Below are 25,906 nucleotides of genomic sequence, written 5' to 3'. Positions count from 1 at the left end.
CTACGACGTGGCCGACGCCGCGGTGACCGGTGGGTCGGTGGCGGCCGGATCCGGATTCCGGATCGGCAGACCCATGAACCGGCGAGCGTTGTCGCCCAGGAAATCCCAGGTCCGCCGGTTGTCCATACCCTCGGCGTACCTCCAGTACGCGTTCGGCTCGGGCAGCCCCTCCGGATGCGGGTAATCCGAGCCGAACATCACCCGATCCCAGCCGACGGTGTCGACCACGTCGGCCACCGAACCCTCCCAGAACGGGCTGACCCAGATATTGCGGCGGAAAACGTCCAGGGGGTCTTCCGGGAAGTTCTGCGGCATCTTCTTGGTCAGATCGGCCAGATCGTGGAACAGCGGGTGGATCCACGAGCTGCCGTTCTCCACGCTGGCGATACGCAGTCGGGGGAACCGGGTCAGCGTGCCGTGGCAGATGAGGCTGCCGATCATGTCCGAGATCTCGCGGTGCCCGAGCGCCAGCCAGCGGAACGAACTCATCGCCATGAAGTTCTTCGTGGCGGGCGGTTCCCATTTGTTCACGTACTCGTCCAGTGGGGGCTGGCTGGCGTGCAGCACGATAGGCAGGCCCGCGTCCTCGACATCGCGCCAGAACGGATCGAACTCGGGTAGGGCGGGTGAGCGCCAGCCGTGCACGCCCTTCACCGGCGCCGGTTTGATCAGTGCCACCTTCGCGCCGTTGTCCAGGATGTACCGGAGCTCGCGCCGGGCGCCGTCGACCTCGGCGCAGTTGATGATCGGAGTGCTGAAGATCCGGTCCTCGTAGGCGTAGCTCCAGTGCTCCAGCATCCACCGGTTCAGCGCGTGGATGACGGCCATGGTCAGCTCGGGGTCGTCGGCCGCGGAGTGTTCGACCAGACTGGCCAGTGTGGGGTAGTTGAGTGTTTCGCGGACGCCCTGGTGATCGAGTTCGGCGATCCGGTCCGCCGGGTTCCGGGTGGCGGCCGGTGCCTCGATGGCATCGCCCTGCATCTCCCGAAGGGTGCGGCCCTCGGTGTTCTCGCCGGCGAAGAACTTCTCGTGGGCACCCGGTGCGGCGACCCGCTCGAAGGTCGGGTTCGGGATGAAATCGGTGATCCGGCCGTTGACGGCGAGCCGGGTATGCCGTCCGATCCGTACGTACTGCACCGCGTGCCGATATCTGTCGGGCAGGTACCTGGTCAGCGCGTCGGCCGTCTCGTACATATGCGAGTCGGCGTCGAAGAGCGGGATATCCGGTGCTCGGGTCATATCGATGTTCTCCTGAACGGCTATTTGGCGACGAACCTGGTCGCGTCGAGAATCAGGACCACTCGGTCGTCCACATCCGCGGGGGGCTCGCCACCGGCGCCCCCGTAGCGCTCGCCGAGTTCCGCGTAGAACTTTCCGTCCGCGTCGCCCTGGACGGTCACCAGCCAGCCGCGGGTCTCCAGGCAGCGCGACGGCGCGTCCGGATCGGTGAGGAGGAACGAGTAGTTCGGATTGGCCTGCAGGCTGGTGAACTTCCGCCGCGGGATCGTATGGCTCATGCGCAGGTGCGCGCCGTCCCAGGTGAAGCGCATGGGGGATTGATCCGGTGATCCGTCGGGGGTCACGGTCGCGAGGATGCCCACGAGGGGCCGGTGCAGTAGGTCCTCGAGGCCGCCGGGAATTTTCGAGCTCATGACTCCACCTCGCGACTAGCGGGTCGAAACAGTTACCGTTGATATTACCGTAAGCTACCATTCCATGGTCGGGTACGGCGCGCCGTCCGGACGCCCACCTATACTGTAAGGCTATCGGTAAAAGCGAGGGCAACGATGCAGCGAATGATCGCACCGGAAATATCGACCTGGCCGGATGGAGACTTCCGGCTCGTCGGTGGGGCCTGCGCCGAGTGCGGGGCGACGGTCTTCCCGGTGCAGGAACTGTGCCCGCGGTGCAGCCGCCCGTCGGTCGCGGCGGTGAACCTGCCCGGCGAGGGTGTGCTGGTGGCCTGGACGACCCAGGGATTTCTCCCCGGACCGCCCTACCTCGGCGACACGACCGCGCAGACGTTCGTCCCGTTCGGCGTCGGGCTGGTGCAACTCGGCGATGTCATCCGGGTGGAGGGCAGACTCACCGAGAACGACCCGGCGAAACTGGAATTCGGCATGCGGGTCGGCCTGACCACCGTTGCGCTCGGTACCGACACCGCCGGCGACGACGTACTCACCTTCGCCTTCCAGCCGCTGTAGACGACCAGGAGTTCCGGATGAGCAACGATATCGCGATCATCGGAGTCGGCCTGCATCCGTTCGGCCGCTTCGCGGGTAAGACGGCGATGCAGATGGGTGCGGACGCGATCCGGGCCGCACTGGGCGATGCCGGATTGGAGTGGAGGGATATCCAGTTCGCGGTGGGCGGCAGCTGGGAGGTGGCCAACCCGGACGCGATCGTGAGCCTGATGGGGCTCACCGGCCTGCCCTTCACCAATGTGTTCAACGCCTGCGCCACCTCCGCGAGCGCCACCGAAGCCTGCGCCGACGCGATCCGGCTCGGCAAATACGATATCGGGATCGCGATCGGGATGGACAAGCATCCGCGCGGCGCGTTCACCGTCGATCCGACCCTCGTCGGGATGCCGAAGTGGTACGGCGAGAACGGCCAGTACCTGACCACCCAGTTCTTCGGTATGAAGGCCAACCGTTACCTGCACGATCACGGTATCTCCCAGCGCACCCTGGCCAAGGTGGCGGCGAAGAACTACCGCAACGGCATGCTGAACCCGAATGCGTTCCGCCGCAAGCCGATCGCGGAGGACGATATCCTGGCGTCACCGATGCTGAACTACCCGCTGACGCACTACATGTTCTGCGCGCCGGACGAGGGCGCCGCCGCGGTGATCATGTGCCGGGCCGATCTGGCACACCGTTTCACCACCGTGCCGGTGTACGTGCGGGCGGTCGAGATCCGGACCCGCCGATACGGTGCCTACGAGGTGAACACGACCTACGCGCCGGTGCGCGAGGATGTCGCACCGTCGGTCTATGCCGCGCGGGCCGCGTTCGAGGCCGCGGGGATCGCACCGTCCGATATCGATATCGCTCAGTTGCAGGACACCGACGCCGGCGCCGAAGTGATCCATATGGCGGAGGCCGGGTTGTGCGCGCACGGTGATCAGGAGAAGCTGATCGCCGAGGGTGCCACCGAGATCTCCGGCTCGATGCCGGTGAACACCGACGGCGGGCTCATCGCCAACGGCGAACCGATCGGCGCCTCGGGGCTGCGCCAGCTGCACGAGCTGGTGCTGCAATTACGCGGCACCGCGGGCGAGCGGCAGGTGCCGAACGAGCCGAAGGCGGGCTTCGCGCTGCTCTACGGTGCCCCCGGTACCGCCGGGGCGACGATCGTCACGACCTGAGTGGTTCCCCTGGGCGCGTCCGCGAGCCGGTGGGCCGCGCGCTGATCTCTGGCATGCCGGGCCTGTCTCATCGCGGCCTACTGCCGGTGCGTGCGGTCCCGCTGTTCAGGTGAAATCCGAACCGCCGTCGACATTGATATCGGCACCGGTCATGTAGGAGTTGCGCCGCGAGGCGAGGAAGGCGACCACCGGTCCTATTTCCTCGGGGAGCCCGGCGCGCGGTAGCTGGGCGGGATGCCCGAAATGCTCGCCGATCGCCGCCATGAGCCGGTAGGGGTCGGCACTGTCGATACCGGTCGAACGGGCCCAGTTCTGTAGCGCCGGCGTCACGAAGGTGCCGGGCGAGACCACATTGACCAGGATTTCCTCGGGAGCGAGCAGCAGGGACAGATTCTTGGAAACGCTGGTGACCATCGCCTTGGCGGCGGTATAGGCCACCAGGCCGGTGCTCTGCCGCCGGGTGGACTGCGCGGAGAAGTTCACGATGCGGCCCCACTCGGCGCGGCGCAGCAGCGGCAGCGCGGCCCGGACGCAGTGCACCATCGTCATCGCCCCGTGGTCGATCGCCTCGCGCCATTGGCCGGGGGAAAGGGTGTCGAAGGTGCCTCGGACATCCGGACCGACCGCATTGATCAGTACATTCAGCCGGCCGTCCCAGCGGTCGCCGAGTTCGCCGAAAAGCGCGCTGACGGCGGTGGTATCGCGCACGTCCGCGGACAGGCCGACCGCGTCCGGGCTGCCCCGTCCGGTCAGCTCCCGGGCCGCGTTCGCGACACGGGTCGCCGAGCGCCCGACCACGGCGACGCGCGCTCCCTCCTCGGCGAGGCAACGCGCGGTGGCGAGTCCCATTCCGCTGCTGCCACCCACTACGACCGCGGTCGCGTCGGCGAATCCGAGATCCATTGTCGGTGGCTCCTGTCGGTTCAGCGGCGCGCGCCGATTCTCCGGCGTCTCGGGCCCGCGGGTCCCGGCCGTCCCGGTACGGTCGCGTCCCCGGCGCAGTCGGTCGAACGGTTCGTCCACGTGCCTCGGCGATGAGACGGTAACTACAACGGTATACATTACCGTATGGTGTCCGAGGGTGGCGGGATCTGCGGTGAACCGAATCGGCGACCGACAGTCACCGGAGGGCGGTGTGGTCGATGTGCGGATGCGCGCGAGATGCGACGCCGCGGGCCCGGCCCGGAAGGTCCGGTCGTTTCCGAGACCTTATGGAAGGGCAAACAGTATTCTTTACTATAAGTGTTCATCGGGCTGTGGCCGGCGTCCGCCCGCTCCGGTCCGGGCCACCTGCCGCAATGAGCCGACCACCGCGTCGAGAGGACGAGAATGACGAACGCGCGAGGCTGGAAGGAAACGCTCGAGGATCTCGACGGCCGCAGAGAGCGGTCGGCGGCCATGGGCGGACCGGAGCGGGTGGCCAAACATCGGGGGAAAGGCAAACTGACGGCGCGGGAACGGATCACGTTTCTGCTCGATCCCGGGACGTTCCAGGAATTCGGTGCCCTGGTCGGCGGTGAGGTCGCCGCCGACGCCGTCGTCACGGGCTCGGGACTGATCGACGGCGCGCCGGTCATGGTGGGCGCCGAGGATTTCACCACCATGGCGGGAACCATCGCACCGGGCAGCAATGCCAAACGTTATCGTCTGGCCGAACTCGCCGAACGCAACAAGATCCCGCTCGTGATGCTGCTGGAGGGTGCGGGCTTCCGGCCCACCGGGGCACACTACGGGCGGACCCCCACCGATCTGCTCGCCCAGGCGCGGTGTTCGGGCCGGGTACCGATGGTCACCGGAGTGCTGGGGGCCTCGGCCGGCCACGGCGCGCTCATCGCGCCGGTATCGGATTTCGCGATAATGAGCAGGCAGGGGGCCATTTTCACCGCGGGCCCGCCGGTGGTGCGCGAGTCGACGGGGGAGGACATCAGCAAGGAGGATCTCGGCGGCCCCGGCGTGGCGGTACCGAGCGGCCTGATCCACAATCTCGCCGACAACGACGAAGACGCCCTCGACGATATCCGGCGGTACCTGTCCTATTTCCCGTCCAGTGCGTGGTCGTATCCGCCCGCGCTGCTCTCCGACGATGCCACCGAGCCGCGGCCCACCCCGGAACTGCTCGACATCATCTCGCGGGACAACCGCAACACCTACGACATCCGGGCGGTCCTCGACGCCGTATTCGACACCCCCGACTGGTTCGAGGTCCAGCCCGGCTTCGGCACCGCGATCGTATGCGCCCTGGCGCGTCTCGGGGGACATCCGGTGGCGGTGGTCGCCAACCAGCCGCAGGTCCTGGCCGGGTCCATCGACACCGCGGCAGCCGACAAAGCCGCGCATTTCATCTCGGTGGCGGATTCCTTCCATCTGCCGCTGGTGTTCCTCGCCGACAATCCGGGGATGCTGCCCGGCAGCGAATCCGAACGCGAAGGCGTCCTGCGGGCGGGCGCCCGGATGTTCGTCGCCCAGACCACGGCGACCACGATCAAGCTGCATGTGACGCTGCGCAAGGCGTACGGTTTCGGTTCGATGGTCATGTCGCTCATCGGCTTCGACAACCAGACCGCGGCCTTCGCCTACCCCGGGGCGACCATGGGGGCGATGAGCGCGGCGGCCCTCGGGCTGGCCTCGGGCGCGGACGAGGATATCGCGGCGCAATTGCGGGAGATGGAACTCCTCGCCTCCTACCACTCCGCCGAACATATGGGTTTCGACGAGCTCATCCGGCCGGAGGAGACCCGCGACGCCCTGCTCACCGCCCTGCGGCGCGGGATCTTCGCACGCCAGGAGGCGCCACAGCCGGTGACGCGCTCCGCGATCGTCCCCTGATCCGGATGCTTCGGCCCGATATGCATCCTGTGGTAACGACTTCGATAGGAGACTTCCTACGACTTCCCTGTTCGCCGCTTCAGCGCCCCCACAATGAGTGCTCGGGCGGCGTCGTTGTACGCGGCCTGTTCGCCCAGCAGGGTGAAGGTCCTCTCGTGCAGTGTGATTTCGGACGGCCGGGTGATGTTCGGCTCGGCGCTGACGGTCTCGGTGACCACCCGGGTGCGGTCGTACACGACGAAGTTCGTCGCCGCGGCGCGGTACTCGGCGTCCAACGGGGGCACTCCGGGCCGAACGTCAGGGCGGTCCAGCCCGCCGCGGAGGTAATCGAGCTGCGTAGTCAAGACCGCGCCATCACCGACGGTCCGGTGTAGCGCCGCCTCGCCGACCAGGGTGTGGAAGCGTTGTCCGGTGATGGCGGCCTGGCGATTCTGCTCGGTTCGCTCATGGCGGTCGGCGTGCCGGTGGCGGTGCTGCTCTGGGCTGTGTGGTGTAGCCGTAGCGGTGACCGACCGGACCTGTCCTTCCGATTGCGCTGTGCGTCGTTCGTGCTGTGGTCAGCCGCGGGCCGGTACCCGATGGCCGATGGTTTTCGTCTCGAGGTACTGCTGGAAGCCCTCCAGGCCGCATTGCCGCCCGACACCGCTGTTCTTGTAGCCGCCGAACGGGGCGTCGGCGCCGTAGAACATGCCACCGTTCACCCCGATGGCTCCGGCCCGGATCCGTCGCGCGATTCCCATCCCGCGGTCGAACGAGGCGGACAGGACCGCGCCGGCGAGCCCGTAGGCACTGTCGTTGGCGAGGCGGACCGCCTCGTCGTCGTCGGCAAACGGGGTCATCACCAGAACAGGGCCGAAGATCTCGTCGCGGGCGATGGGCAGACTCGGGTCCTCGCAGACGAACACGGTCGGTTCGACGTAGTGGCCGCCGGCCAGATGCGGCGGCAGCCCTTTCGGCGCGCCGCCGCCGACGATCAGGCGGGCACCGTCGCGGACCGCCCGCTCGTAGGCGTCGAGCACCCTGGTGCGCTGGGCGGCGCTGATCAACGGCCCGACCAGGGTTTCCGGCAGAGCCGGGTCGCCCACCGGCACCGCGTGGAAAGCTGCCGCGACGCCGGTGACCATCTCGTCGAATATCGACCGGTGCACCAGCATGCGGCTGGTTGCGGCACAGGCCTGCCCAGCGTGGACGCAGACACCGGCCGCACTGCGCAGGGCGGCCCGGGGATCGGCGTCCGCGAGCACGATGAGCGCGGATTTTCCGCCCAGTTCGAGAAAGGTCCGTTTCATGGTGTCCGCGCCCTGCCGCACGAGCATGCGGCCGACCGCGGTCGAACCCGTGAACGAGATCAGATCCACGCGCGGGTCGGTGGCCAGCAGTTCGGCGACCTCGTTCGACGGGGTGGGCACGACATTCACCACCCCGGCGGGGAAATCGGTGTGCTCGGCCACGATCCGCCCGAGCCGGGTCGCGTTCCACGGCGTATTCGGGTCCGGTTTCAGCACGACTGTATTACCCGCGGCGAGTGCGGGTCCCAGCTTGTTGAGGACGACCTCGACCGGGAAGTTCGACGGGCAGATCGCGGCCACCACGCCCACCGGCTCCTGGACGACTGTGCGTACGTTGCGGTCACCGAACAGGCCGCCGCCGGGGAGTGCACGTTCCCAGGGGAATTCGTCGATCAGGCGCGCGGGGTAACGCAGAGCTTCGGCCAGCGGCCAGTCCAGCTGGGCGATCCGCGTGGTGGAGACCGGGCAGCCGACCTCGGCGACGAGTTCGTCACGCAGGAATTCGCTCTCGGACTCGAGTGCCTGCTGCAATTGTTCGAGGCAGCGCTGTCGCAGCGGCCGGTTCGTGGACCAGTCGGTCTCGTCGAAGGCGCGCCGGGCGGCCGCGATCGCGTGGAGCATATCCTCGGCGCCGGCCGCTGCGGTGGTGCCGAGTACCCGGCCGGTCGCCGGGCCGACATTGTCGAATGTCTCGCCCGAGACAGCCGGCACCAGCTCCGCGTCGATCAGCATCCGGGGTTCGCGGCGCTCGGCGGCCAGCCGGCCCAGTTCCAGGCTGGGGGCCTCGCTCTGCCTGTCGACCTCGCTCATATCTGCCTCCTGCCCGGCGCTCCCGCACGACTGACTGGATATAATACGGTATAGCGAACCGTGCATCTTACGGTATGGCGGGAGTAGAGCGCTCCGGGTGCTCGCTCGCGTGAACCGGTCGCCGATCGGGCGCTGCTCGGTACGGCGCTGCTCGTCACCCGCCCCTCGGTGCTCGTCTGCCGGGATGCGTGGCGTGTCGTCGGAATCGTTCTCGCGGGCGGTAGTTGTGCACGGTTCCCTCGTCGATGGCGCTTTCCCGGACTTCGCCGATGAGCGTCAGCGGAGCTTCGCGCAGGGGTGGTGTCCGGTTTCGTATCCGGTGGGTGTCCGGTTGCTGTCGGCGAGCCTCGGGTCGAATTCGCGAACGGTCCTCCCATTGGGTTCCCGAGTGCTACTGTTGCCATTACTGGATGGATCTCTGTCAGTGGGTTGCCCGGTCGGTCCGCGCGGCGGCGAGCTCGGGCTCATCGCTAGTGAGGAGCATCGATGTCGCAGGTTGTCGGGTTTGTCGGAGCGGGCCGGATGGGCGAGCCGATGGTGTACCGGCTGGTCGCCGCGGGCCACCGTGTGCAGGTGTACGCCCGGCGGGAACCGGTGCGGGAACGGCTGCGCGCCGGCGGTGCCACGGTGGTGGATTCGGTCGCCGCGGCCGCGTCGTCCGCCGATCTCGTGATCCTGTGCCTGTTCTCCGACGCTCAACTCGTCGAAGTGCTGAGCGGGCCCGGCGGGGTGCTCGCCGCGGCGCCGCCGGACGCCGTCGTCGTATCGCACACCACCGGTGCCGTCACCACCGTGACCGGCGCGGCCGACGGCACTCCCGGCGGACCGACCCTGCTCGACGGACCGGTGAGCGGCTCCGCCGACGATATCGCCGCTGGTGAACTCACCGTACTGCTCGGTGGCGCCGCGGCGGCGGTCGCGCGGGCCCGGCCGGTGCTCGAATCCTATGCGAGCACCGTCGTCACGACCGGTGCGCTCGGTACGGCGTTGAGCGTCAAACTGGTGAACAACGCCCTGTTCGCGGCGAACGCTCAGATGGCCGCGGCGGCCGTGGAACTGGGCATACGCCTCGGTATCGGGGAGGAACAGCTACTGGACGCGCTGGCCGTATCCAGCGGCCGTAGCTTCGCCGCCGGTTCGATCGGCCGGACCGGGGGGCTGGGGAAGTTCGAACAGGTGGTGGCGCCCTTCCTGCGCAAGGACGTGGCCGCCTGCCGGGCGGCCACCGCCGACCTCGGAATCGATATCGGCCGGCTCGGCACCGTTGTCGACGGTGGCCCCCTCGACCTCGGCTAGCCCAGCGGAAAGTGCGCACACTATGGACAGCAGTACCCCGGATACGACCGTGGAAGAGAGCGGGACCGGTACGCCGTCGGCCGGCGGTGCCGATCCGGCCGCGATCCTGGACCGCCAGCGGCAGGCATTTCTTCGTGCGGGCCCGCCGACCGCCGCGGTCCGCCGGGATCGCATCGACCGGTTGATCGCCATGGTCCTGGACAACACCGATGCCTATGTCGCCGCCCTCGTCGCGGATTTCGGTACCCGGTCCCGGACCGGCATCCTGTTCGCCGAGATCATGGGCATGCTCACCGCGATCGAATACGTCCGCTCCCATACGACCCGCTGGATGCGGCCGCGGCGCCCCGGCCGACCGGCCCGCCTGTACGGGATCCGCGCCGAGGTCCGGCCGTGCCCGCTCGGTGTGGTCGGCATCGTCGGGCCCTGGAACTTCCCGCTGAACCTGGTGATCCTGCCCGCCGCGACCGCGTTCGCCGCCGGGAACCGAGTGATGATCAAGATGTCGGAGATCACCGCGCAGACGGCCGAACTCACGCGGCGGCTGGCGGCGCAGTACTTCGACGAATCCGAACTCGCGGTCGTCACCGGCGGTCCGGAGGTGGGGGCAGCCTTCACCGAACTGCCGTTCGACCACCTGTTCTTCACCGGCTCCACCCGGGTGGGCCGGCTGGTACAGCGCGCCGCGGCACGGAATCTGGTGCCAGTGACACTGGAACTCGGGGGAAAGAATCCGGTGGTCGTGGCCGCCGACGCCGATCTGGACCGGGCCGCGGACCGGATCGCCCGGGCGCGGATGGTCAACGGCGGGCAGGTCTGCGTCTGCCCGGATTATGTGCTGGTGCCACAGGACCGGATGGACCGCTTCGTCGCTGCCCTGGCCGGGGCCTGGCGGCGGATGTTCCCCGAGATCGTCGGTAACGAGGACTACACCGCGGTGGTGAACACGGCGAACTACGAGCGCATCATCGCGCTGATCGACGATGCCCGCGACCGCGGTGCCCGCGTGGAGCCGATCGCTCCCGCCGCCGAGGTATTGCCCGATCCCGGCCTGCGGAAGATCGCGCCGACGATCATCAGTGGGGTGACCGAAGATATGGCCATCGCCTCGGAAGAAGTGTTCGGCCCGGTCCTCACCGTGCTGCCCTACCGGGAATTGAACGAGGTCGTGGACTACATCAACCGGCGGCCCGCGCCCCTGGTCGCCTACTGGTACGGGCCGGACCGCGCCGATTTCCGTACCTTCGTCGCATATACCCGCAGCGGTGGGGTGGCCCGCAACGAATTCGCCATCCAGATGTTCCCCGACGACGCACCGTTCGGTGGTGTCGGGGAAAGCGGTATGGGGGCTTACCACGGTAAGGCCGGATTCGACACGTTCAGCCATCACCGCACAGTGGTCGGTACCGATCTGCCCGTACCGATCACCAGCCTGGCCGCCCCGCCCTTCGGCCGGTGGACCGGGCGTCTCGTCGGCCTCGCGCTGCGCACTGCGCACCGGCGCACCCATCGGCGGCTGCGTTCCGCTCCGGCCGCCGGCGAACTCACCGCACCATCCCGTACTTCGCCGCCGGCCCGGTCCGTCGCCGGTGGCCCCGCAGCATCCCCCGGATCTGATCCGGCCTGCGTCACCGCGCAGCAGACGAACGAGGAGTCACCGTTGTCCCCTTCTTCCGCGACCGGATCCGAACCACTGTTCACCCTCGTATCCGCCACCGACGCTGCCGCCGCTGTGATCCCGGACCGGGAACTGATCGTGCAGGGCGCGTGCCGACGCACCTATGCCCAGGTCGCCGACCGCTCCCGGCGGCTGGCCGCGTATCTGCACGCGCACGGGCTGGGGTGCCGTGTCGAACGTCCGGATCTGGCGAATCACGAAGTCGGCCAGGATCTGCTGGGTATCTACGCCTACAACGGGCCGGAATTCGTCGAGAGCATGATCGGCGCCTTCCGGGCGCGGGTGGCGCCGTTCAATGTCAACTACCGCTACGTGAAGAACGAACTGCAGTACCTGCTGGCCGATTCGGGGGCCACCGCGCTGGTGTATCACGCCGCGTTCGCACCGACGCTCGCCGAAGTACTGCCGGAACTGCCCGGGCTGCGGGTACTGATCCAGATCGCCGACTCGTCCGGTAACGAGCTGCTCGACGGCGCCGTCGACTACGAGACCGTGCTCGCCACCACGGAACCGGAGCCGTTGCCGGTCGAACCCTCGCCGGACGATCTCTACGTGCTCTACACCGGAGGTACCACCGGGATGCCCAAGGGCGTGCTGTGGCGCCAGCACGATATCTATATGGGAGCCTGCGGTGGCCGGGACGCCGGCAGCGGCACCACGATCGCGTCCTACGACGAGATCGCGGAACGGACCCGGGCCAACCCCGGTATGAAATTGCTGCTGGTCCCGCCGCTGATCCACGGTGCGGCGCAATGGGCGGTGCTGACGGCCATGACCACCGGGCAGACGATCGTGATGTCCTCGGTCACCGACCGTATCGATGCCGAGGAGATCGTAGGCACCATCGAACGGGAGAAAGTATCGGTGGCCATGGTGGTCGGCGATGCGATGGCGCGTCCGATACTGGCCGCCGTGGCGGGCGGGACCGCGGATCTGTCCTCGATGGTGGCGCTCGCCAACGGCGGCGCGGTGCTCAGCCCGGCCGTCAAAGAGCGCTGGATCGCCGCGGTGCCGGGATTGGCCGTGCTCGACGGAGTCGGCTCCTCGGAGACCGGGGCCCAGATGCATCATGTGTCCGCGGCCGGTTTCGTCTCGACCGGGAGGTTCTCGGCGGGGGCCGATACCCGGGTGGTCGCCGAGGATTTCGGCACCGTGCTCGAACCCGGGCACGACGGTATCGGCTGGCTCGCGCAGCGCCGGTTCACGCCCCTCGGCTACAAGGGCGATGCGAAGAAGACCGCGGCCACCTTTCCGACGATCGACGGTGTGCGCTTCGTCCTGCCCGGTGACCGGGCCCGCCTCCTGGCCGACGGGTCCGTCGAATTGCTCGGCCGCGACGCCGTCACCATCAATTCCGGCGGGGAGAAGATCTTCGCCGAGGAGGTGGAGGTCGCGGTCTCCTCGCATCCGGCCGTGGCCGATGTGCTGGTGGTGGGCCGCCCGAGCGAGCGCTGGGGCCAGGAAGTGGTGGCTGTCGTCGCGCTCGCCGAGGGCGCCACGGCCGCTGCCGACGAGTTGATCGCCCATGCCGCGCAATCCCTGGCGCGGTACAAACTTCCGAAAGCGGTGGTGTACCGGCCCGAGATCATGCGGAGCCCCGCGGGAAAGGCGGACTACCGCTGGGCCCGTGAACAGGTGGCCGCGAATCCTGATCGCCGCCGGTTCGGCTCGCTGTCCTCGTGACCGAAGCATCGTTTGATCTGGCGTTCGCGCTGGGTGTCCAGGGCATCGGTGCTCGAGAGCCGGGAAGCGCGGCGACTCCGACGGCCGGCACCTGATGGCGCAGGGGCTGAAGACCAAAGCTCAGGAATTCGTACCCGGCCGCCGCCGAGTACCGGAGCTCGAGACCATGCGCCACGACAGTGAAAGGGTCGTCAGCCACACCTACCTGTCGCGTCTATGCAGTGTCGAGACGTGGGAACAGAACTTCCTGAGCGATCAAATGCAGGGCGGCCGCGACCGGGATTGCCACCAGTGCCCCGACCAGTCCGAGCAGTGCCCCTCCGACGAGGACAGCGACGAGGGTCGTCAAGGCCGGCACCTTCACCGACCGTCCGATAATTTTGGGTACGAGTAGATAGTCCTCGCCGAGGCGGAAGGCGACGAAGAACACGACCGTGGCCACGCAGACCGGCACCGAGACCGTCAGCGCCACCGCTGCCACCGCTGTGCCCGCGATGGTCGACCCGACCACCGGTACCAGATCGAGCACGGCAACGAACAAGGCCAGCAGCAGCGCGTACGGCACCGAAAAGGCAGTCAGCCACAGAAACGTTGCCGCTCCCGCGATCACCGAGATGAGTATGTTGCCGGCGACGTAGGCGCCGACCTTGGCGAAGATCTCGTCGCCGAGCAGAATCGCACGGGGTCGGCGGGAATGGGGGATGAACCGGTACAGCGCGGCCCGTAAACGTGGCAGGCCGGCCAGGAAGTAGACGGTCAGGACCGTGACGATCACAGTGTCGGTCAGGGCAGTGAAAACCGCCGCACCGGCCGTGGCGACGTCGCCGATCACCGACGAACCAGCGCCGTTCCACATCTGGCTCAGCCGATCCTGCAGGTCGAACCGTTCGTTGAGACGCCCGGTCCACGACGAGGGATCGGTGAGCCGGTCGAGATAGTGCGGGGCCGCATCGATCAACTGCGACGCCTGCTGGGTCAACGGCGGAACAGCTGCTGCCACCAATCCCGCTACCGCCGCACCACCGAGGACGAACACGATGGTGACCGCGGCCCACCGCGGAATATGCCGTGCCGTCGCCCATCGGACGAGTGGTTCGAGGCCGAGGGCAAGGAAGAATGCGACTCCGATCAGAATCAGAACAGATTCCACCGCCCGCAACGCCAAGACCGCTGCCACCGTGGTGAACACTCCGGCAGCGCCGGCCATCCCGACGAAGAACGGCGAACTCCGGTCGAATCGCGGCCCTGGACCGCCGCGCGGGAGCGCGCCGCTGCTCAGTGCCGCCGCGGTGCGTTCGGCTTCACCGATCGGATCGGCGCCGATATCGGAGACCGGTACGGGATCCGGTGACCGGGACGATCGTGGCTCGTTATCGGGAGTGCTCATCACCGCACCTCATGAGTCGTTTTTCGGTGTCTCGGCTGATCAGGTGTGCAACACCGTAGCCATGCGCACCCGCCTTCAGCGTGGGTGTAGTGATCGGTATCGACAGCGGGCGGGCGATGGTCGGCGGTGCCTCCGAACCTGTCGTCGTGGCCGCTGTGGTATCCGGGGCGGGGCGAGGGACTCGGGCCGGGGACCGGGCGCGGTCGGTAAGGCACACCGGCAACGGCCCCGGTTCGAAATGCAGCCTGGTCTTCGGTCGCGGCGCGCTCTGGTCGTGCAGTAGTTGCTTCCACCAGGGGCCGGCGACGTGTTCGGGAATCATGATCGTCACGACGTCGCGGGACAGCCGCAGCGCAGCCGGTGAACAGAGCCGGGGATCGGCCGGGTGATCTCCCGGTAGGGGACTCGACGATTGTCAGCGGGATATCGAAGTGGTGGCGCCTCCATCGGACGCGGAGTCGATGGGCTTCGGACTCGTCGCCGGCGACCGACAGCGCGGTGAGCTGGGTCGGGGTGGGTGAGTTCAGCGCAGCCGACTACGAACACGGTGGGCTGATCGACCTGAGAAACCAGGACGGTGGCACGGTTGCGGCTGGGCTGGACCAGTTCGGCGTTATCGGGCACCGACATCGCCTCACCGGACCGGTGGTCCTGGCCGGGCCGGCCACTCGGGCACCAATCGCCCCCGCTCGCGTTCGGTACGCAACGCGGGCACCACCAGCAGTCGCTCGACGACGCCGACCACTTCCGAAGCATAGATCTACACAGCACCAGCGAACAGAGTCCTTGTTCCACGGCTCTCGAGGGCCGCTCACCCGATCCGAGGCCCCGGCCCAGGACGAGACACCACGGTCTCGCCGCTGTTCAACCGCGGTCTCAGCGGCACCGAGGACACGGGCGCCGCGGTCGCTGCAGGAGACGCCCATACCGGTCGATACGGTCAGCGTCGTATGCGCACCAGGTGTCGAGCTTCCGGGCACCGATGGCACCCGTCCGCACGACATAGCAACCCGGCCACGTCCACCGCGTATTCGCAGAAAACCTCCAGCGCTATACTTCAGGTGTTCATTGAGGTGTCTACGATGGCCTCACCAGCACGGATGCGCATCGGGTCGATACCGGAGCGGGCAGGCGCGACATGGTGCGTTTCTCCGGCGACAACGCAATCATCCATATCGAGACCCCTGGGGACCCGGCGAACTCCCCGTGCGAGCGCTCGGAGCGAACACTGCAGCGTGCTGGTGGAAACCTCGGGAGGACCACCGTGACCGGACAATCGCGGCCGTGCGAGAGCCGCCCGGGACAGGCCCCCGTGGGCCCGCCTCGCGGGGTTACCCGCGCCGGCTACCGTGACATGGCATACACCACTGCGTCCCCGGCGCGCAGCGCGCTTTCCGTCGTGACTCTGGTGGTGGTACTGGTCTCGGCCTACGGAGCCGACATCACCTCCCACACCGGCGTTCACTCGTGGTTCACCTCTCTTGCCCTGGCGAGCCTATTCGTGGCCCGCGGACTTCACCTACGCCGCCCGATCACGTTCGCGCACGCCACTGCCTCGCTGCTGATAGTGGCCCTTGCGAACATCGCCTACCGTGCCGGCCATCCCGGTGCGGGCTTCGTGCTCCTCGCTGCAACCGGCTTCGTCCTGGTTCTGCCACAGAGCACCCGGCCGCAGCCCGACCAGGCCGGCCGGGTCGCCGAACTGGTCGCCCGCACCGAGAGCGACCCGCTGGCACCGTTCGCCCTGCACTCGTCCAAGGCATACTTTTTCAACACGCTGTCGACCGCGGTCATCGGCTACCGGACCCGCTTCGGTATCGCCGTCGTCGGCGGTGATCCGGTCGGCGACCGCGACGCGTTTCCCGAACTGATCCTGGCATTCTCCGAATTCGCCGCCGCTCGCGGCTGGCGGATCGCAGTGCTGGGCGCCAGTCCCGGCCTGGCCGGACTGTGGCAACTGTGCGCGGTCGAGCACCACGGACTCCATCCTGTGCCGATCGGCCACGACGTGGTACTCGACGTCGACGAATTCGACCTCGCCGGTCGGAGATTCCGTAATCTGCGCCAGGCGGTGAGCCGCACCGAGAACGCCGGTGTCGGCACCGAGGTGGTGGACGAATCTGCGTTGACCGGGACGCGGCAGTCCGAACTGCTGGCCATCGTCGATCAATGGGGCAAGGGCCGACAGATTCGAGGCTTCTCGATGATCCTCGACCACCTACTCGACAGCCGGCACCCGAACATGCTGGTCATCGTCGCCAACGACCGGGACGGCGCCCCGATCGGCTTTCAACGCTACGGCATCTCCGGGCGGGGGCGGGAACTGAGCCTCGATGTTCCGTGGCGGCGCAAGGACGCGCCCAATGGCGTCAACGAACGCATGATCGTAGACATGGTCGGTTATGCCAGGACACATGACATCCATCGGATCTCCCTGACATTTGCGCCATTTCCGGAGATGTTCGACGCGAAATCGCTCACCGCCAGACTGACGTGCGGGGTGGTGCACTTGGGCGATCCACTGATACGACTGGAATCGCTCTATCGTTTCGTGGCGAAGTTTCATGCGCTGTCCGACCAGCGTTATGTCCTGGTCCGCCGCCGCGAAATGGCCGCCGCAGCAGCCGCTCTGATCACCCTGGAGTTCCTACCGCACCGTCGGCAACACTAGCCCGGGACCCTGTCCACGAGAGTCGTCACCGCCGATTCCGCCTCCATCCATTTCGCCCTCGATCAGGTTGCCCGCCACCACTGGTGGTCCTGCTGGTGCTGTCACGGTGCCATTGATACGGGGATGCCCGACAGCGCGGCTGCCGATGTAGCGATCGCTTCGATCGGCTCATCGATCACGCCGTCCATGAGGACCAGTGGAGAGGTAGGTCTTCCTGTTCATTTGTGCGAGCAATGCCTGCCGGCTCGGGAGTCGGCCGCCCAAGCTACATCACCTTGTCGAGATGCCGTGAAGTCATACAGGTTGTGGGCCTGCACCGGCGGTGAGGGCGCGAAGTTCTGGATGAGTGTGTTCACCGAGATCCGGCACCGCGGGGTCGAGGACGTGCTCTTCCTGGTCTGCGACGGGTTGTCGGAGGTGATCGGGAACGTGTGGTCGCCGACCACGGCCCAAACCCGCATGATCCATCTGATCCGCAACACCTTCCGCCGGGCCGGGCCTCGACCCGGCGATACTGTGGCCGGCCCCGGAATCGACGATCAGGCCGGTGTGCCCTGCTGCCGGGCGCTCGCGACCAGGCCGCGTCCGATGATCAGTCGCTGGATTTCGCTGGTGCCCTCGTACAGGCGCAGCAGCCGGACATCGCGGTAGATCCGCTCGACCGGTACATCGCGCATATAGCCCGTCCCGCCGTGGACCTGGACCGCGAGATCGGCCACCCGACCGGCCATTTCGGTGCAGTACAGTTTCGCCGCCGACGGCGCCGTGCGCCGGTCCGCGCCGGAAACCCAGCGCCGGGCGGCGTCGCGGACCAGCGCCCGCCCTGCCAGCACACCGGTCTGCATATCGGCCAGCATGGCCTGTACCAGCTGGAATTCGCCGATCGGCGTATCGCCCTGGGTGGCCGTGGCGGCGTAGCCGACCGATTCGTCGAGCGCACGCTGGGCGGTACCGACCGCCAGTGCGGCGATATGGACGCGACCGCGCGCCAGCGAGGTCATGGCGGCCCGGTAGCCGATATTCTCGCTGCCGCCGACGAGGGACTCCGGTCCGACCCGCACATCCCGGAACCGCACCGCCGCGGTCCACGCGCCCTCCTGCCCCATCTTGCGGTCCTTCGGGCCGACCTCGACACCGGGGGAGTCGGCCGGAACGAGGAAGACGGCGATCCCCGCGCCCTTCTCGTCGGCCGGCCGGGTGCGGGCGAAGACCACGAACAGGTTCGCCACCGGCGCATTGGTGATGAACCGCTTCTCCCCATCGATCAGCCAGTCCGCGCCGTCGCGCCGCGCGCGCGTCCGCAGCGACACCGGATCGGATCCGGCCCCCGATTCGGTGAGCGCGAACGAGGCCACCACGGTGCCCGCGGCGATGGGTTCGAGCCAGCGCGATTTCTGGTCGCCGGTGCCGAAACCCACCAGCACCTGGCCGGCGATCCCGTTGTTGGTGCCGAACATCGACCGTAACGCGAGGGTGGTGTAGCCCAATTCCATGGCGAGTTCGACATCCTGCGTCAGATCCAGGCCGAGCCCGCCCCATTCCTGCGGTATCGCGTAGCCGAACAGTCCCATGGCCCGGGCCTGCTCGACGATCTCGGCGGGCATCCGGTCCGCCTCGGCGATATCGCGTTCCCGCGGCACCACGACGCCGCGGACGAAGCGGCGGGTCTGGGCCAGGATCTCCCGGAAATCCGCTTCGGTGACCGGTTCGTTTCCGGTGGGCGCGCTCGTCATGGCCGGACCTCCCCGGCTCGGCGGTCATCCCGGCTACCCGCGCGTGTGTTGTGCCCGACGACCGCGAAACTCACCGTGGCCAGCGCGGCGAGCTGGTCCCCGGGCATGTTCCGCACCTCGACCTGTACGACTATCGAGCGTTTTCCGGCGTGCACGATCGTGGACACCGCACGGGCGGTGCCGGTGGTGACGGCGCGGAAATAACGGACACTCGGATCCGAGGTCACCACACCGCCGGTCGCCAGGTGCTCCAGTGCCACGGTGCCCGCGGCGATATCGGCCGGCGTGGCGATCAGTCCGCCCTGCAGTCCGCCGGCGGTGTTGACGACATGCGGTGCCACCGGCAGTTCCCAGGTCACCGCGCCGGATCCATCCGGGTCTCGACGGAAACCGATGTGGTCGAGTAGGTCATCGATCGCCTGAGTCGTGCTCATAACATATTTCCCTGTCGAGTCGTGTCCGAGACGCATGGCCGGTTCCGGATGCGTGGGTGGATCGGCCGACGCCGCGCCGGCGGCCGGTGTTCAGCGAGGTGGCCCGGTGGCCGTATCGGCGTCGATACCGCGCTCGGCGAGCAGCGTTCGCAGCGCGGCGATATCGACCTTGCCCGTCGCCCCGCGCGGAATATCGGCGTCGGAGTCGAGCAACAACCAGAGGGTCGGCACCTTGAACGAACTCAGGATCTCCTTCGTCCTGGTGCGCAGCCGGCCGATGCCCGGGCGGCCCGTGACGATCAGGGCCGCGGCCACCCGGTCGCCGTCGCCGCGGTCGATATCGGTGACGAACGCGCCGGTCACGCCGTCCAGCGACCGCAGCGCTCTCTCGACCTCGCCGGGGTACACGGTGGCGCCGTTGACCTTGAACATATCGTCGCGGCGACCGTGATAGAAGAGGAAACCCGCTTCGTCGAGGCGCCCGAGATCGCCGGTGGGGTAGTAGCCGTCGGCAGTGAACAGGTCTTCGCGGGCGCGACCGCAGATCCCGCGCAAGATATGCGGGCCGCGCAACTGGATCTCACCGATGGTGCCGGCGGTCACCGGATTTCCCGCGGGATCGGCGATGCGCACCCGCATCCCGTCGAACGGTCGGCCGCAGCTGCCGTGCGCGGACTCGGGCATATCGGTATCCGCGGGGTATCCGCAGTAGGGACCGAAGGATTCGGTCATCCCGAACAGGTTCGCCCGGGCGCCGGGCCGCGCGCGTTGTGCGGGCGGTAACAGTGCCTCGAGACTGCCGGGCCGCAGCGCGGACAGATCGGTGCCGAGGATCTCCGCGCGGCGGGCGAGGGCGGCGGCCTGGTCGGGCCAGCCCCGGAACAGCGTGACCCCCTCGCGTTCGAGCAGCTCCAGGGTCGATTCGGGCCGCGGTATCTCCTCGGTGACCAGGGTGGCGCCCGCCGCGAGTGCGGAGAGAATCCCGCCACCGAACCCGCCGATCCAGAAGAACGGCATCGGGAGGTAGAGCCGGGTCTCGGCGTCGATACAGCGGGCGGTGAGCCCGGAGCGTACGGCGGCCAGTGCGTTCCCGTGCGAATGGATCACGCCTTTGGGCAGGCCCCGGCTGCCGGAGGTGAACATGATGAGCATCGGGTCGGCCGGGCGCACAGTAGCGGCGAGTGCCTCGGCGACCGCGTTCGCGGTCGGTGTCACCGTGAATTGCGCATCGGCCGGCGTATCGGGGTGCCGTGTGCCGCTGGGTTTCCGAGCGGGCCGAATGCCGATGCGCGGGGGGTCGTGTGGGCGCGGAACGTCGGGTGGGTCAGCAGGTCCGATGGCGGTCGGTGCGTGTGCGCGCGGAGCATCGGGTGTGCAGGGGAGTTCGGCGGGGATCGGTGTCGCTACGATCTCGGTGACTGCCTCGACGGTGTAGATCTGCCGGAGCGCGGGCAGTTCGGCCCGGCGGATCGGTGCGGTGTCGATCGAGTCGCCCAGCTCGGCCCGTAGCCCGTCGAGACAGCGGTGGCCGCGGAATTCCGGGGCGGCGATCAACACCTCGACACCGGCAACGCGCAGCTGGGCGATCAGTTCCGGCGGTTTCAGCAAGGTACTCAGCGGGACGAGGACCGCACCCGTCCGGGTGAGCGCGAGCGCGATCCGTACCCAGCCGACACTGTTGGGAGCCACCAGAGCCACCCGGGTACTCTTGGCGATCCCGGCCGCGACGAACGCGGCGGCCATCCGGCGGGTCGTGCTGTCGAGGTCGGCGTAGGTCGTGCGCGTGTGCGGATCGATCACCGCCGGATGGTCCGCGCGCTCGGCGGCGCGACGGCGCAGCAGTGTGTCGATGGTATCGGCCGCCGCGGTGAGTTCAGACATCGAAGATCTTTCCGAGTCGCTGGATATCCACTTTGCCGCCGGGCCGCAGCGGCACCTCGCCGGGAGACAATGTGGCGAATCGCCGGGGAACCTTGTAGGCCGACAACTCCCGCCGGAGGCGGTCGCGCAGTGCGGTGCCGTCGACGGACGCGTCCGCGGTGACGAGTACGGCGGCCACGATCTGCCCGCGCTCGGGGTCGGGCAGGCCGAGCACATGCGCGGGCATACCGGTTACCTTCGTGATGGCCTTCTCCACCTCGGGCGGGGAGACATTGGCGCCCGCGGTTTTGATCACGGAACCGCGCCTGCCGAGGAAGTAGACGAATCCCTCGTCGTCCACCCGGACCAGATCACCGGTGGGGAACCAGCCGTCGGCGTCGAAACACTCCTCCCGGCCGCGCCCGTAATAGCCCTGCATCAGATACGGACCGCGGATGTACAGTTCACCGGTCGCGGCGTCGGCGCCGGTATCGGGATCCACGATCCGGGTGTCGAATCCGGGTGCCGGCCTGCCGAAGGAGCCACGCCGGTGTTCCGGCTGATCGGAATCGTCGCCGCTGAGCAACACCACGCTGCCCGCTTCGGTCATCCCGAGCATGTTGTGCCGCAGTTCGGGGTCGGCGGGGCGCGTACCGGCGGGCATGACGGCGTACAGGTTGCCGCGGCGCATCGAGGACAGATCGCGCCCGGCGAAACTCGGATGCCGGGCCAGCTGGGCGACCCCGGCCGCGAAACCGTTGGTGACCGTCGGCCTCTCGGTTTCCAGCAGATCCAGGGTGGCGCCCACGTCGGTGGCGTCGGAACAGATCAGCGTCGAACCGGCCAGCAGGCTCGCCAGCAAGGCGAAACCGAAACCGCCGATCCAGAAGAACGGCGAATTGCAGAACAGCCTGTCGTCGGCGGTGAGGCGGCGGATCTCGTTCAAGTTGCGCTGATGGCCGAGCAGCGCGCCGTGGGTGTGCACGACGCCCTTCGGGGCACTGGTCGAACCGGAGGTGTAGATGATCGCCAGCGGATCACCGGCCCCGACATCGTGTTCCATCGCCGCGAGGAGTTCCTCGTCGACGGTATCGGCGAACCGGTCGAGTTCGCCGATATCGTGCGGCAGCGGTCCGGTGCCGGTACTGCCGTGATTGATACCGATGTGGCGCAGCTGTGGGATTTGCGCGCACAGCAGCCGGACCCCGGCGGGTGGCGCGTCCGCACCGAATGCGCCGGGCAGCAGCTCGGCCAGCCGGGCGACGTAGTCGTGTGCGCGATAGCTGTCGGTGGTCAGCAGTATTCGAATATCGCTGCCTACCAGCTGTTCACCCAGTTCGCGTGCCGTGGCGAAGGTCGAGAAAGGTACTACTACGGCCCCGATCCGGGCCGCGGCGAACGCGGCGATCACGAAATCCGCCCCATTGGGATACAGCAGCCCGATATGCGTGCCCCTACCGGCGCCGAGGGCGATCAGCGAGCGGGCGAGCCGAGCGGAGCGGGATTGTGCCTCGGCGTAGCCGATCCGCTCCAGGTCACAGATCAGCAGGGGGTGTTCGCCTCGATCCCTCGCCTGCCGGCGAAGCAGCGAGGCCAGGGTGTTGTCATCGGCCGGCACGGTCGCCTCCCCCGAGGTCTGCCCGACAGGGGTCGGGGTGGCGTGCCGGTCCACTTCGCGCCGCCGTATCGTCGAAATGACTTCGTACCGCCCGCAGATCCGGTTTGCCCGAAGGGGTGCGGGGAATCGCTTCTACCACAGCCACTTCCGCCGGAATCTCGTAACGCGCCAGTCGAGTCCGCAGGAACGCCGTCAACTCGCCGGCGGCGGCAGTCACGTCCGCACGCAGTTCCACCATGGCCACCGGTGTCTCGCCGAGTCGTGCGTCCGGCCGGCCGACCACCGCGGCACCGCGCACCGCCGGATGGCTTTCCAGGGCACCGCGTACCTCCTCGGGCATGATCTTGAAGCCGCCCCGGATGATCGCCTGGTCCGCCCGGCCCAGGATCCACAGGAACCCGTCCGCGTCGATCCGCGCCATATCGGTGGTACGGATCCACTCCGCTCCGGGCCCCAGCTGGCCGGGGATCACTTCGAGCAGACCCGGTTCGCCGGCGCCGAGAACCCCGCCGTGCTCGCCGACCACCCGTAACCGGGCGCCGCCGGTGGCCCGGCCCACACTGCCGCGTTTGGCCGTCCGGTACCGCGCGTGATCGGCCAGCGTCCAGCCGGCCACGCCGCCGCCGAATTCGGTGGCGGCGTAGGAGGTCAGTACCGGGATGCCGTACTTCTCGTAGAAGGCGTCGGCGTCGTCGGCGGACAACGGCGCGGTACCCGAGGTGACGACACGGATTCCGGCGAGATCCGCGCGCCGCAGATCGGAATGCAGCACCATTCGCAGCGCCGCCGGCACCAGTGAAACCGCACCCGGGCGGTGTGCGCGCACCGCCCGCACCCAGGATTCCAGCTCGAAGCGGGGCAGCAGGACGAACGGCCGGGCCTCGGTGACGCATTGCAGCACCCGGAACACGCCACCGATGTGCACCAGCGGCGCGTTGACGATCGCGATACCTTTCCGGGGCCGGGCCGGTGCCGCGGCCGTCGCCGGATCGGTGCCCATGACGCTGCGGGCCAGCATGTCGTAGGTGATGTCCACCCGCTTCGGTGGTCCGGTGGTGCCGCTGGTCAACATGCGGACAGCCACGCCGGGCCGTGCCGCGCCGGCGTACGGGTCGGTGGCCCTGGTCCGGATCCGGGGCGGCGCGTCCGGACCCGGAAGCGTGACGACGGTGGTCTCCGTATCCGGTGCCACCAGCGCATCGAGGTCGCCGGGCGCGCCGATGAGCAGCGGTAGCCGTAGGGCGGCGATATCGTCGCGGGTCCGGTCGTCGCCGCGCGACGGGTTGATCACCACCACCGTATCGCCGGTGCGCAGCACCGCCAGCAGCGCGGCCACGTGCTCGGGCCGGTTCCGCAGCAGGATCCCGACCGGGCGCGGCCCCGGGTCCGATTCGACGATCGCCGCGACGCGTCGGGTCAGGTCATCGATATGCCCCCACGAGTACCAGCGCTCGTCGAATTCCAGAGCGGGTGAATCCGGTCGCAGTGCCAGGACATCGGCTATCCGGCGGCTCAGCGGATGAGTATGCGGTCGGGTGCCGGTCATCAGCGGAGCCTCGGTTCGGTCGCGGTGGGTGCCTCGGCGGCCAGTTCGGATCTGCCGATCGGATTGCCCAGGCGGGTGTAGACGAGCCCGTGGTCGAGCGCCGCCCGGTAGGGCTTGTCGAGCGATTCCCAGATCGCTTTGACGGTGCCCTGGGTGGCCGTCGGTGGTTTGGCGGCGATGGTCGCGGCGACGGCGTGGGCGCGGGCCCACAGCTGCTCGCGGGCGACGACCTCCGATACCAGGCCGATCCGCAGCGCGGTCTGCGCGGTCACCCGCTCGTCATTGCCCATCAGCGCCATCCGCAGCGTCTCTCCGAGCCCGATCCGGCGCATGAGTCCGACCGGTTCCAACGCCGAGACCAGGCCGGCCGAGACGTGTGAGTCGAAGAAGGTCGCCTCGTGCGAGCAGAGCACCACATCGGCTTCGTTGACGAAGTAGAACGCCCCCGCCGTGCAGATTCCGTGTACCGCGCACACCACCGGCTTCCACATCTTCTGCCATTTGGGACTGAGCGACTCACCGGGATCCTCGTGATGCCAGATACCGGCCGGCTGCCCGTAGGGGACGGTGATGTCGAGGCCGGCGCTGAAGGCCCGGTCACCCGCCGCGCGGAGGACGACGGCATTGACCGAATCGTCGAGTTTCACTATTTGCCAGGCGCGTTCGACCTCTGCGCACATCGTCCGGTTGAACGCGTTCAGCCGTTCCGGGCGGTTCAAGGTGAGTGTCGCGACTCTGTCGACCGGATCGACCTCCAGCAGAATCGTTTCGAATTCGCCGCTGTAGTAGCGCGCTACCGCTTCGGTTGCCGGGCCGGGACTCGTGACCGCGGATGTCTCGGTCCGATCGTTCGTCGAACCAGGGTTCGAGGTCTCGGATTCCCGGGGCGCGGGGCTCATCGGCATTGCCAGACGGGCGCGCGCTTCTCGACGAACGCGCGGGGACCTTCGAGCGCGTCCTCGGTGCGGGTGACGCGTTCCCGGAACGATTCGGCGAGCATCTCCGCCTCGTGCAGCGGGATATCCAACCCCTTGACGATCGCCAGCCGGGTGCCCCGGACCGCCAACGGCGCGTTGGAATTGACGATTCCCGCGATCTCGTGCGCGCGTTCGAGCAGCCGGTCGTGCTCGACGATCTCGGTGACCAGACCCAGTTCGTAGGCACGCTGGGCGCTCATACGCTCGTGTCTGCCCATCAGGGCCATCCGCAGCGCGACGGTACGCGGCAGGACCCGGGCCAGCCGAACGACCTCACGCCCGGCGACCAGGCCGATACTGACATGCGGATCGAAGAAAGTAGCCCTATCGGAGGCGATGACGATATCGCCGGTGGTCACCCAGTCCAGCCCGGCTCCGCAACATACACCGTTGACCGCGGTGAGTACCGGTTTGGTCATGGTCCGGAACGGAGGAGTGCCCTCCTGGGGTGCCTCCCACTGCTCATAAGTGGACAGGTACGGCCGTTCGTTGATCACCTTGCCGTCGCCCGGGATGGCCTTGACGTCGGCGCCGGTGCAGAACGCGCGGCCGGCGCCGGTGACGATGAGCGACCACACCGTGTCGTCGTTCTCGGCCTCGTCGTATGCGGCGCGCAGCTCGGTGATCATCCATGGGCTGAGCGCGTTGAGGGCGTCGGGTCGATTCAGCGTGATCGTGGCCGTATGTCCGTCGACGGTGTAGCCGATGGTGTCGAACGGCATGGTTCC

Annotated in this window: 18 protein-coding genes and 3 pseudogenes; 8 read left to right on the top strand and 13 right to left on the bottom strand. The window is 68.1% G+C overall.

What is annotated here, in order from left to right; translation table 11 throughout:
- Together ACWEWT_RS08485 and ACWEWT_RS08480 are read right to left on the bottom strand one after the other, a co-directional pair.
- Positions 1–1,239 carry an amidohydrolase family protein gene (locus tag ACWEWT_RS08485; RefSeq protein ID WP_452557548.1) on the bottom strand — a complete coding sequence of 413 codons (1,239 nt, stop codon included), beginning with the start codon at positions 1,237–1,239 and terminating at the stop codon, positions 1–3.
- Between the two features lie 20 nt (positions 1,240–1,259).
- A complete protein-coding gene (locus ACWEWT_RS08480) occupies positions 1,260–1,652 on the bottom strand; it encodes a pyridoxamine 5'-phosphate oxidase family protein (RefSeq protein WP_452557546.1) in 393 nt (130 codons plus the stop codon).
- A 135-nt stretch (positions 1,653–1,787) separates the two neighbouring features.
- Between ACWEWT_RS08480 and ACWEWT_RS08475 the strand changes: the two genes are divergently transcribed.
- Positions 1,788–2,204: a Zn-ribbon domain-containing OB-fold protein gene (locus ACWEWT_RS08475; RefSeq protein ID WP_452557544.1), complete on the top strand. Its 417-nt coding sequence runs from the start codon at positions 1,788–1,790 to the stop codon at positions 2,202–2,204.
- Between the two features lie 17 nt (positions 2,205–2,221).
- Positions 2,222–3,370: a thiolase family protein gene (locus ACWEWT_RS08470; RefSeq protein WP_452557542.1), complete on the top strand. Its 1,149-nt coding sequence runs from the start codon at positions 2,222–2,224 to the stop codon at positions 3,368–3,370.
- 105 nt (positions 3,371–3,475) lie between these two features.
- Here the strand turns inward: ACWEWT_RS08470 and ACWEWT_RS08465 are convergent, their stop codons facing one another.
- Positions 3,476–4,273 carry an SDR family NAD(P)-dependent oxidoreductase gene (locus ACWEWT_RS08465; RefSeq protein ID WP_452557540.1) on the bottom strand — a complete coding sequence of 266 codons (798 nt, stop codon included), beginning with the start codon at positions 4,271–4,273 and terminating at the stop codon, positions 3,476–3,478.
- A 426-nt stretch (positions 4,274–4,699) separates the two neighbouring features.
- Between ACWEWT_RS08465 and ACWEWT_RS08460 the strand changes: the two genes are divergently transcribed.
- Positions 4,700–6,196, top strand: coding sequence for an acyl-CoA carboxylase subunit beta (locus ACWEWT_RS08460; protein ID WP_452557538.1), 1,497 nt, complete (start codon positions 4,700–4,702; stop codon positions 6,194–6,196).
- A gap of 56 nt (positions 6,197–6,252) precedes the next feature.
- Here the strand turns inward: ACWEWT_RS08460 and ACWEWT_RS08455 are convergent.
- Together ACWEWT_RS08455 and ACWEWT_RS08450 are read right to left on the bottom strand one after the other, a co-directional pair.
- Positions 6,253–6,717, bottom strand: a pseudogene (locus ACWEWT_RS08455) (Scr1 family TA system antitoxin-like transcriptional regulator); the annotation flags it as partial.
- Positions 6,718–6,753: 36 nt separating this feature from the next.
- A complete protein-coding gene (locus ACWEWT_RS08450; protein ID WP_452557537.1) occupies positions 6,754–8,295 on the bottom strand; it encodes an aldehyde dehydrogenase family protein in 1,542 nt (513 codons plus the stop codon).
- Between the two features lie 486 nt (positions 8,296–8,781).
- Between ACWEWT_RS08450 and ACWEWT_RS08445 the strand changes: the two genes are divergently transcribed.
- The 3 genes and pseudogenes from ACWEWT_RS08445 (at position 8,782) to ACWEWT_RS08435 (ending at position 12,952) form a co-directional block, all read left to right on the top strand.
- Positions 8,782–9,591, top strand: a complete 810-nt coding sequence (locus ACWEWT_RS08445) for an NAD(P)-binding domain-containing protein (protein ID WP_452557535.1) — start codon at positions 8,782–8,784, stop codon at positions 9,589–9,591.
- A gap of 22 nt (positions 9,592–9,613) precedes the next feature.
- Positions 9,614–11,113: pseudogene (locus tag ACWEWT_RS08440) on the top strand (aldehyde dehydrogenase family protein); the annotation flags it as partial.
- 138 nt (positions 11,114–11,251) lie between these two features.
- On the top strand, positions 11,252–12,952 hold the full coding sequence (locus ACWEWT_RS08435; RefSeq protein WP_452557709.1) for an acyl-CoA synthetase: 1,701 nt from the start codon (positions 11,252–11,254) through the stop codon (positions 12,950–12,952).
- 214 nt (positions 12,953–13,166) lie between these two features.
- Here the strand turns inward: ACWEWT_RS08435 and ACWEWT_RS08430 are convergent, their stop codons facing one another.
- Positions 13,167–14,339: an AI-2E family transporter gene (locus tag ACWEWT_RS08430; RefSeq protein WP_452557533.1), complete on the bottom strand. Its 1,173-nt coding sequence runs from the start codon at positions 14,337–14,339 to the stop codon at positions 13,167–13,169.
- A gap of 1,354 nt (positions 14,340–15,693) precedes the next feature.
- Here ACWEWT_RS08430 and ACWEWT_RS08425 point away from each other — a divergent pair.
- Together ACWEWT_RS08425 and ACWEWT_RS08420 are read left to right on the top strand one after the other, a co-directional pair.
- Positions 15,694–17,010 (top strand): bifunctional lysylphosphatidylglycerol flippase/synthetase MprF, encoded by a 1,317-nt coding sequence (locus tag ACWEWT_RS08425; RefSeq protein ID WP_452557531.1) that lies wholly within the window; start codon positions 15,694–15,696, stop codon positions 17,008–17,010.
- A 303-nt stretch (positions 17,011–17,313) separates the two neighbouring features.
- A pseudogene (locus tag ACWEWT_RS08420) lies at positions 17,314–17,506 on the top strand (transposase); the annotation flags it as partial.
- A 43-nt stretch (positions 17,507–17,549) separates the two neighbouring features.
- On the opposite strand, the gene ACWEWT_RS08415 reads toward ACWEWT_RS08420, so the two are convergent.
- The 7 genes from ACWEWT_RS08415 to ACWEWT_RS08385 form a co-directional block, all read right to left on the bottom strand.
- Positions 17,550–18,743 carry an acyl-CoA dehydrogenase family protein gene (locus ACWEWT_RS08415; RefSeq protein ID WP_452557529.1) on the bottom strand — a complete coding sequence of 398 codons (1,194 nt, stop codon included), beginning with the start codon at positions 18,741–18,743 and terminating at the stop codon, positions 17,550–17,552.
- Complete coding sequence (locus ACWEWT_RS08410; protein WP_452557527.1) at positions 18,740–19,177, bottom strand: PaaI family thioesterase; 438 nt, start codon at positions 19,175–19,177, stop codon at positions 18,740–18,742. The genes ACWEWT_RS08415 and ACWEWT_RS08410 overlap by 4 nt, the downstream gene beginning before the upstream one ends.
- Positions 19,178–19,267: 90 nt before the next feature.
- Positions 19,268–21,058 carry an AMP-binding protein gene (locus ACWEWT_RS08405; RefSeq protein ID WP_452557525.1) on the bottom strand — a complete coding sequence of 597 codons (1,791 nt, stop codon included), beginning with the start codon at positions 21,056–21,058 and terminating at the stop codon, positions 19,268–19,270.
- Positions 21,051–22,655 carry a class I adenylate-forming enzyme family protein gene (locus ACWEWT_RS08400; protein ID WP_452557523.1) on the bottom strand — a complete coding sequence of 535 codons (1,605 nt, stop codon included), beginning with the start codon at positions 22,653–22,655 and terminating at the stop codon, positions 21,051–21,053. Before ACWEWT_RS08400 ends, ACWEWT_RS08405 begins: the two co-directional genes overlap by 8 nt.
- Entirely contained in the window at positions 22,642–24,201 is a 1,560-nt protein-coding gene (locus ACWEWT_RS08395) for a class I adenylate-forming enzyme family protein (protein ID WP_452557521.1), read from the bottom strand. The genes ACWEWT_RS08400 and ACWEWT_RS08395 overlap by 14 nt, the downstream gene beginning before the upstream one ends.
- Positions 24,201–25,100, bottom strand: a complete 900-nt coding sequence (locus ACWEWT_RS08390) for an enoyl-CoA hydratase/isomerase family protein (protein ID WP_452557519.1) — start codon at positions 25,098–25,100, stop codon at positions 24,201–24,203. Before ACWEWT_RS08390 ends, ACWEWT_RS08395 begins: the two co-directional genes overlap by 1 nt.
- Positions 25,097–25,900 (bottom strand): enoyl-CoA hydratase/isomerase family protein, encoded by an 804-nt coding sequence (locus ACWEWT_RS08385; protein WP_452557517.1) that lies wholly within the window; start codon positions 25,898–25,900, stop codon positions 25,097–25,099. The genes ACWEWT_RS08390 and ACWEWT_RS08385 overlap by 4 nt, the downstream gene beginning before the upstream one ends.
- Between the last annotated feature and the right edge of the window lie 6 nt (positions 25,901–25,906).

This window comes from Nocardia sp. NPDC003963 (genome assembly GCF_053605105.1).
The sequence above is the reverse complement of the archived record's forward strand: the minus strand, read 5'-3'. Positions and strand labels throughout refer to the sequence as shown.

Bases quoted from the DNA above. Each gene is read 5' to 3' on its own strand.
- ACWEWT_RS08465 (WP_452557540.1), bottom strand. From the start codon at position 4,273: ATGGATCTCGGATTCGCCGACGCGACCGCGGTCGTAGTGGGTGGCAGC.
- ACWEWT_RS08390 (WP_452557519.1), bottom strand. From the start codon at position 25,100: ATGAGCCCCGCGCCCCGGGAATCCGAGACCTCGAACCCTGGTTCGACG.
- ACWEWT_RS08430 (WP_452557533.1), bottom strand. From the start codon at position 14,339: ATGAGCACTCCCGATAACGAGCCACGATCGTCCCGGTCACCGGATCCC.
- ACWEWT_RS08470 (WP_452557542.1), top strand. From the start codon at position 2,222: ATGAGCAACGATATCGCGATCATCGGAGTCGGCCTGCATCCGTTCGGC.
- ACWEWT_RS08405 (WP_452557525.1), bottom strand. From the start codon at position 21,058: ATGTCTGAACTCACCGCGGCGGCCGATACCATCGACACACTGCTGCGC.
- ACWEWT_RS08415 (WP_452557529.1), bottom strand. From the start codon at position 18,743: ATGACGAGCGCGCCCACCGGAAACGAACCGGTCACCGAAGCGGATTTC.
- ACWEWT_RS08475 (WP_452557544.1), top strand. From the start codon at position 1,788: ATGCAGCGAATGATCGCACCGGAAATATCGACCTGGCCGGATGGAGAC.
- ACWEWT_RS08385 (WP_452557517.1), bottom strand. From the start codon at position 25,900: ATGCCGTTCGACACCATCGGCTACACCGTCGACGGACATACGGCCACG.
- ACWEWT_RS08445 (WP_452557535.1), top strand. From the start codon at position 8,782: ATGTCGCAGGTTGTCGGGTTTGTCGGAGCGGGCCGGATGGGCGAGCCG.
- ACWEWT_RS08485 (WP_452557548.1), bottom strand. From the start codon at position 1,239: ATGACCCGAGCACCGGATATCCCGCTCTTCGACGCCGACTCGCATATG.
- ACWEWT_RS08425 (WP_452557531.1), top strand. From the start codon at position 15,694: ATGGCATACACCACTGCGTCCCCGGCGCGCAGCGCGCTTTCCGTCGTG.
- ACWEWT_RS08460 (WP_452557538.1), top strand. From the start codon at position 4,700: ATGACGAACGCGCGAGGCTGGAAGGAAACGCTCGAGGATCTCGACGGC.
- ACWEWT_RS08480 (WP_452557546.1), bottom strand. From the start codon at position 1,652: ATGAGCTCGAAAATTCCCGGCGGCCTCGAGGACCTACTGCACCGGCCC.
- ACWEWT_RS08395 (WP_452557521.1), bottom strand. From the start codon at position 24,201: ATGACCGGCACCCGACCGCATACTCATCCGCTGAGCCGCCGGATAGCC.
- ACWEWT_RS08450 (WP_452557537.1), bottom strand. From the start codon at position 8,295: ATGAGCGAGGTCGACAGGCAGAGCGAGGCCCCCAGCCTGGAACTGGGC.
- ACWEWT_RS08410 (WP_452557527.1), bottom strand. From the start codon at position 19,177: ATGAGCACGACTCAGGCGATCGATGACCTACTCGACCACATCGGTTTC.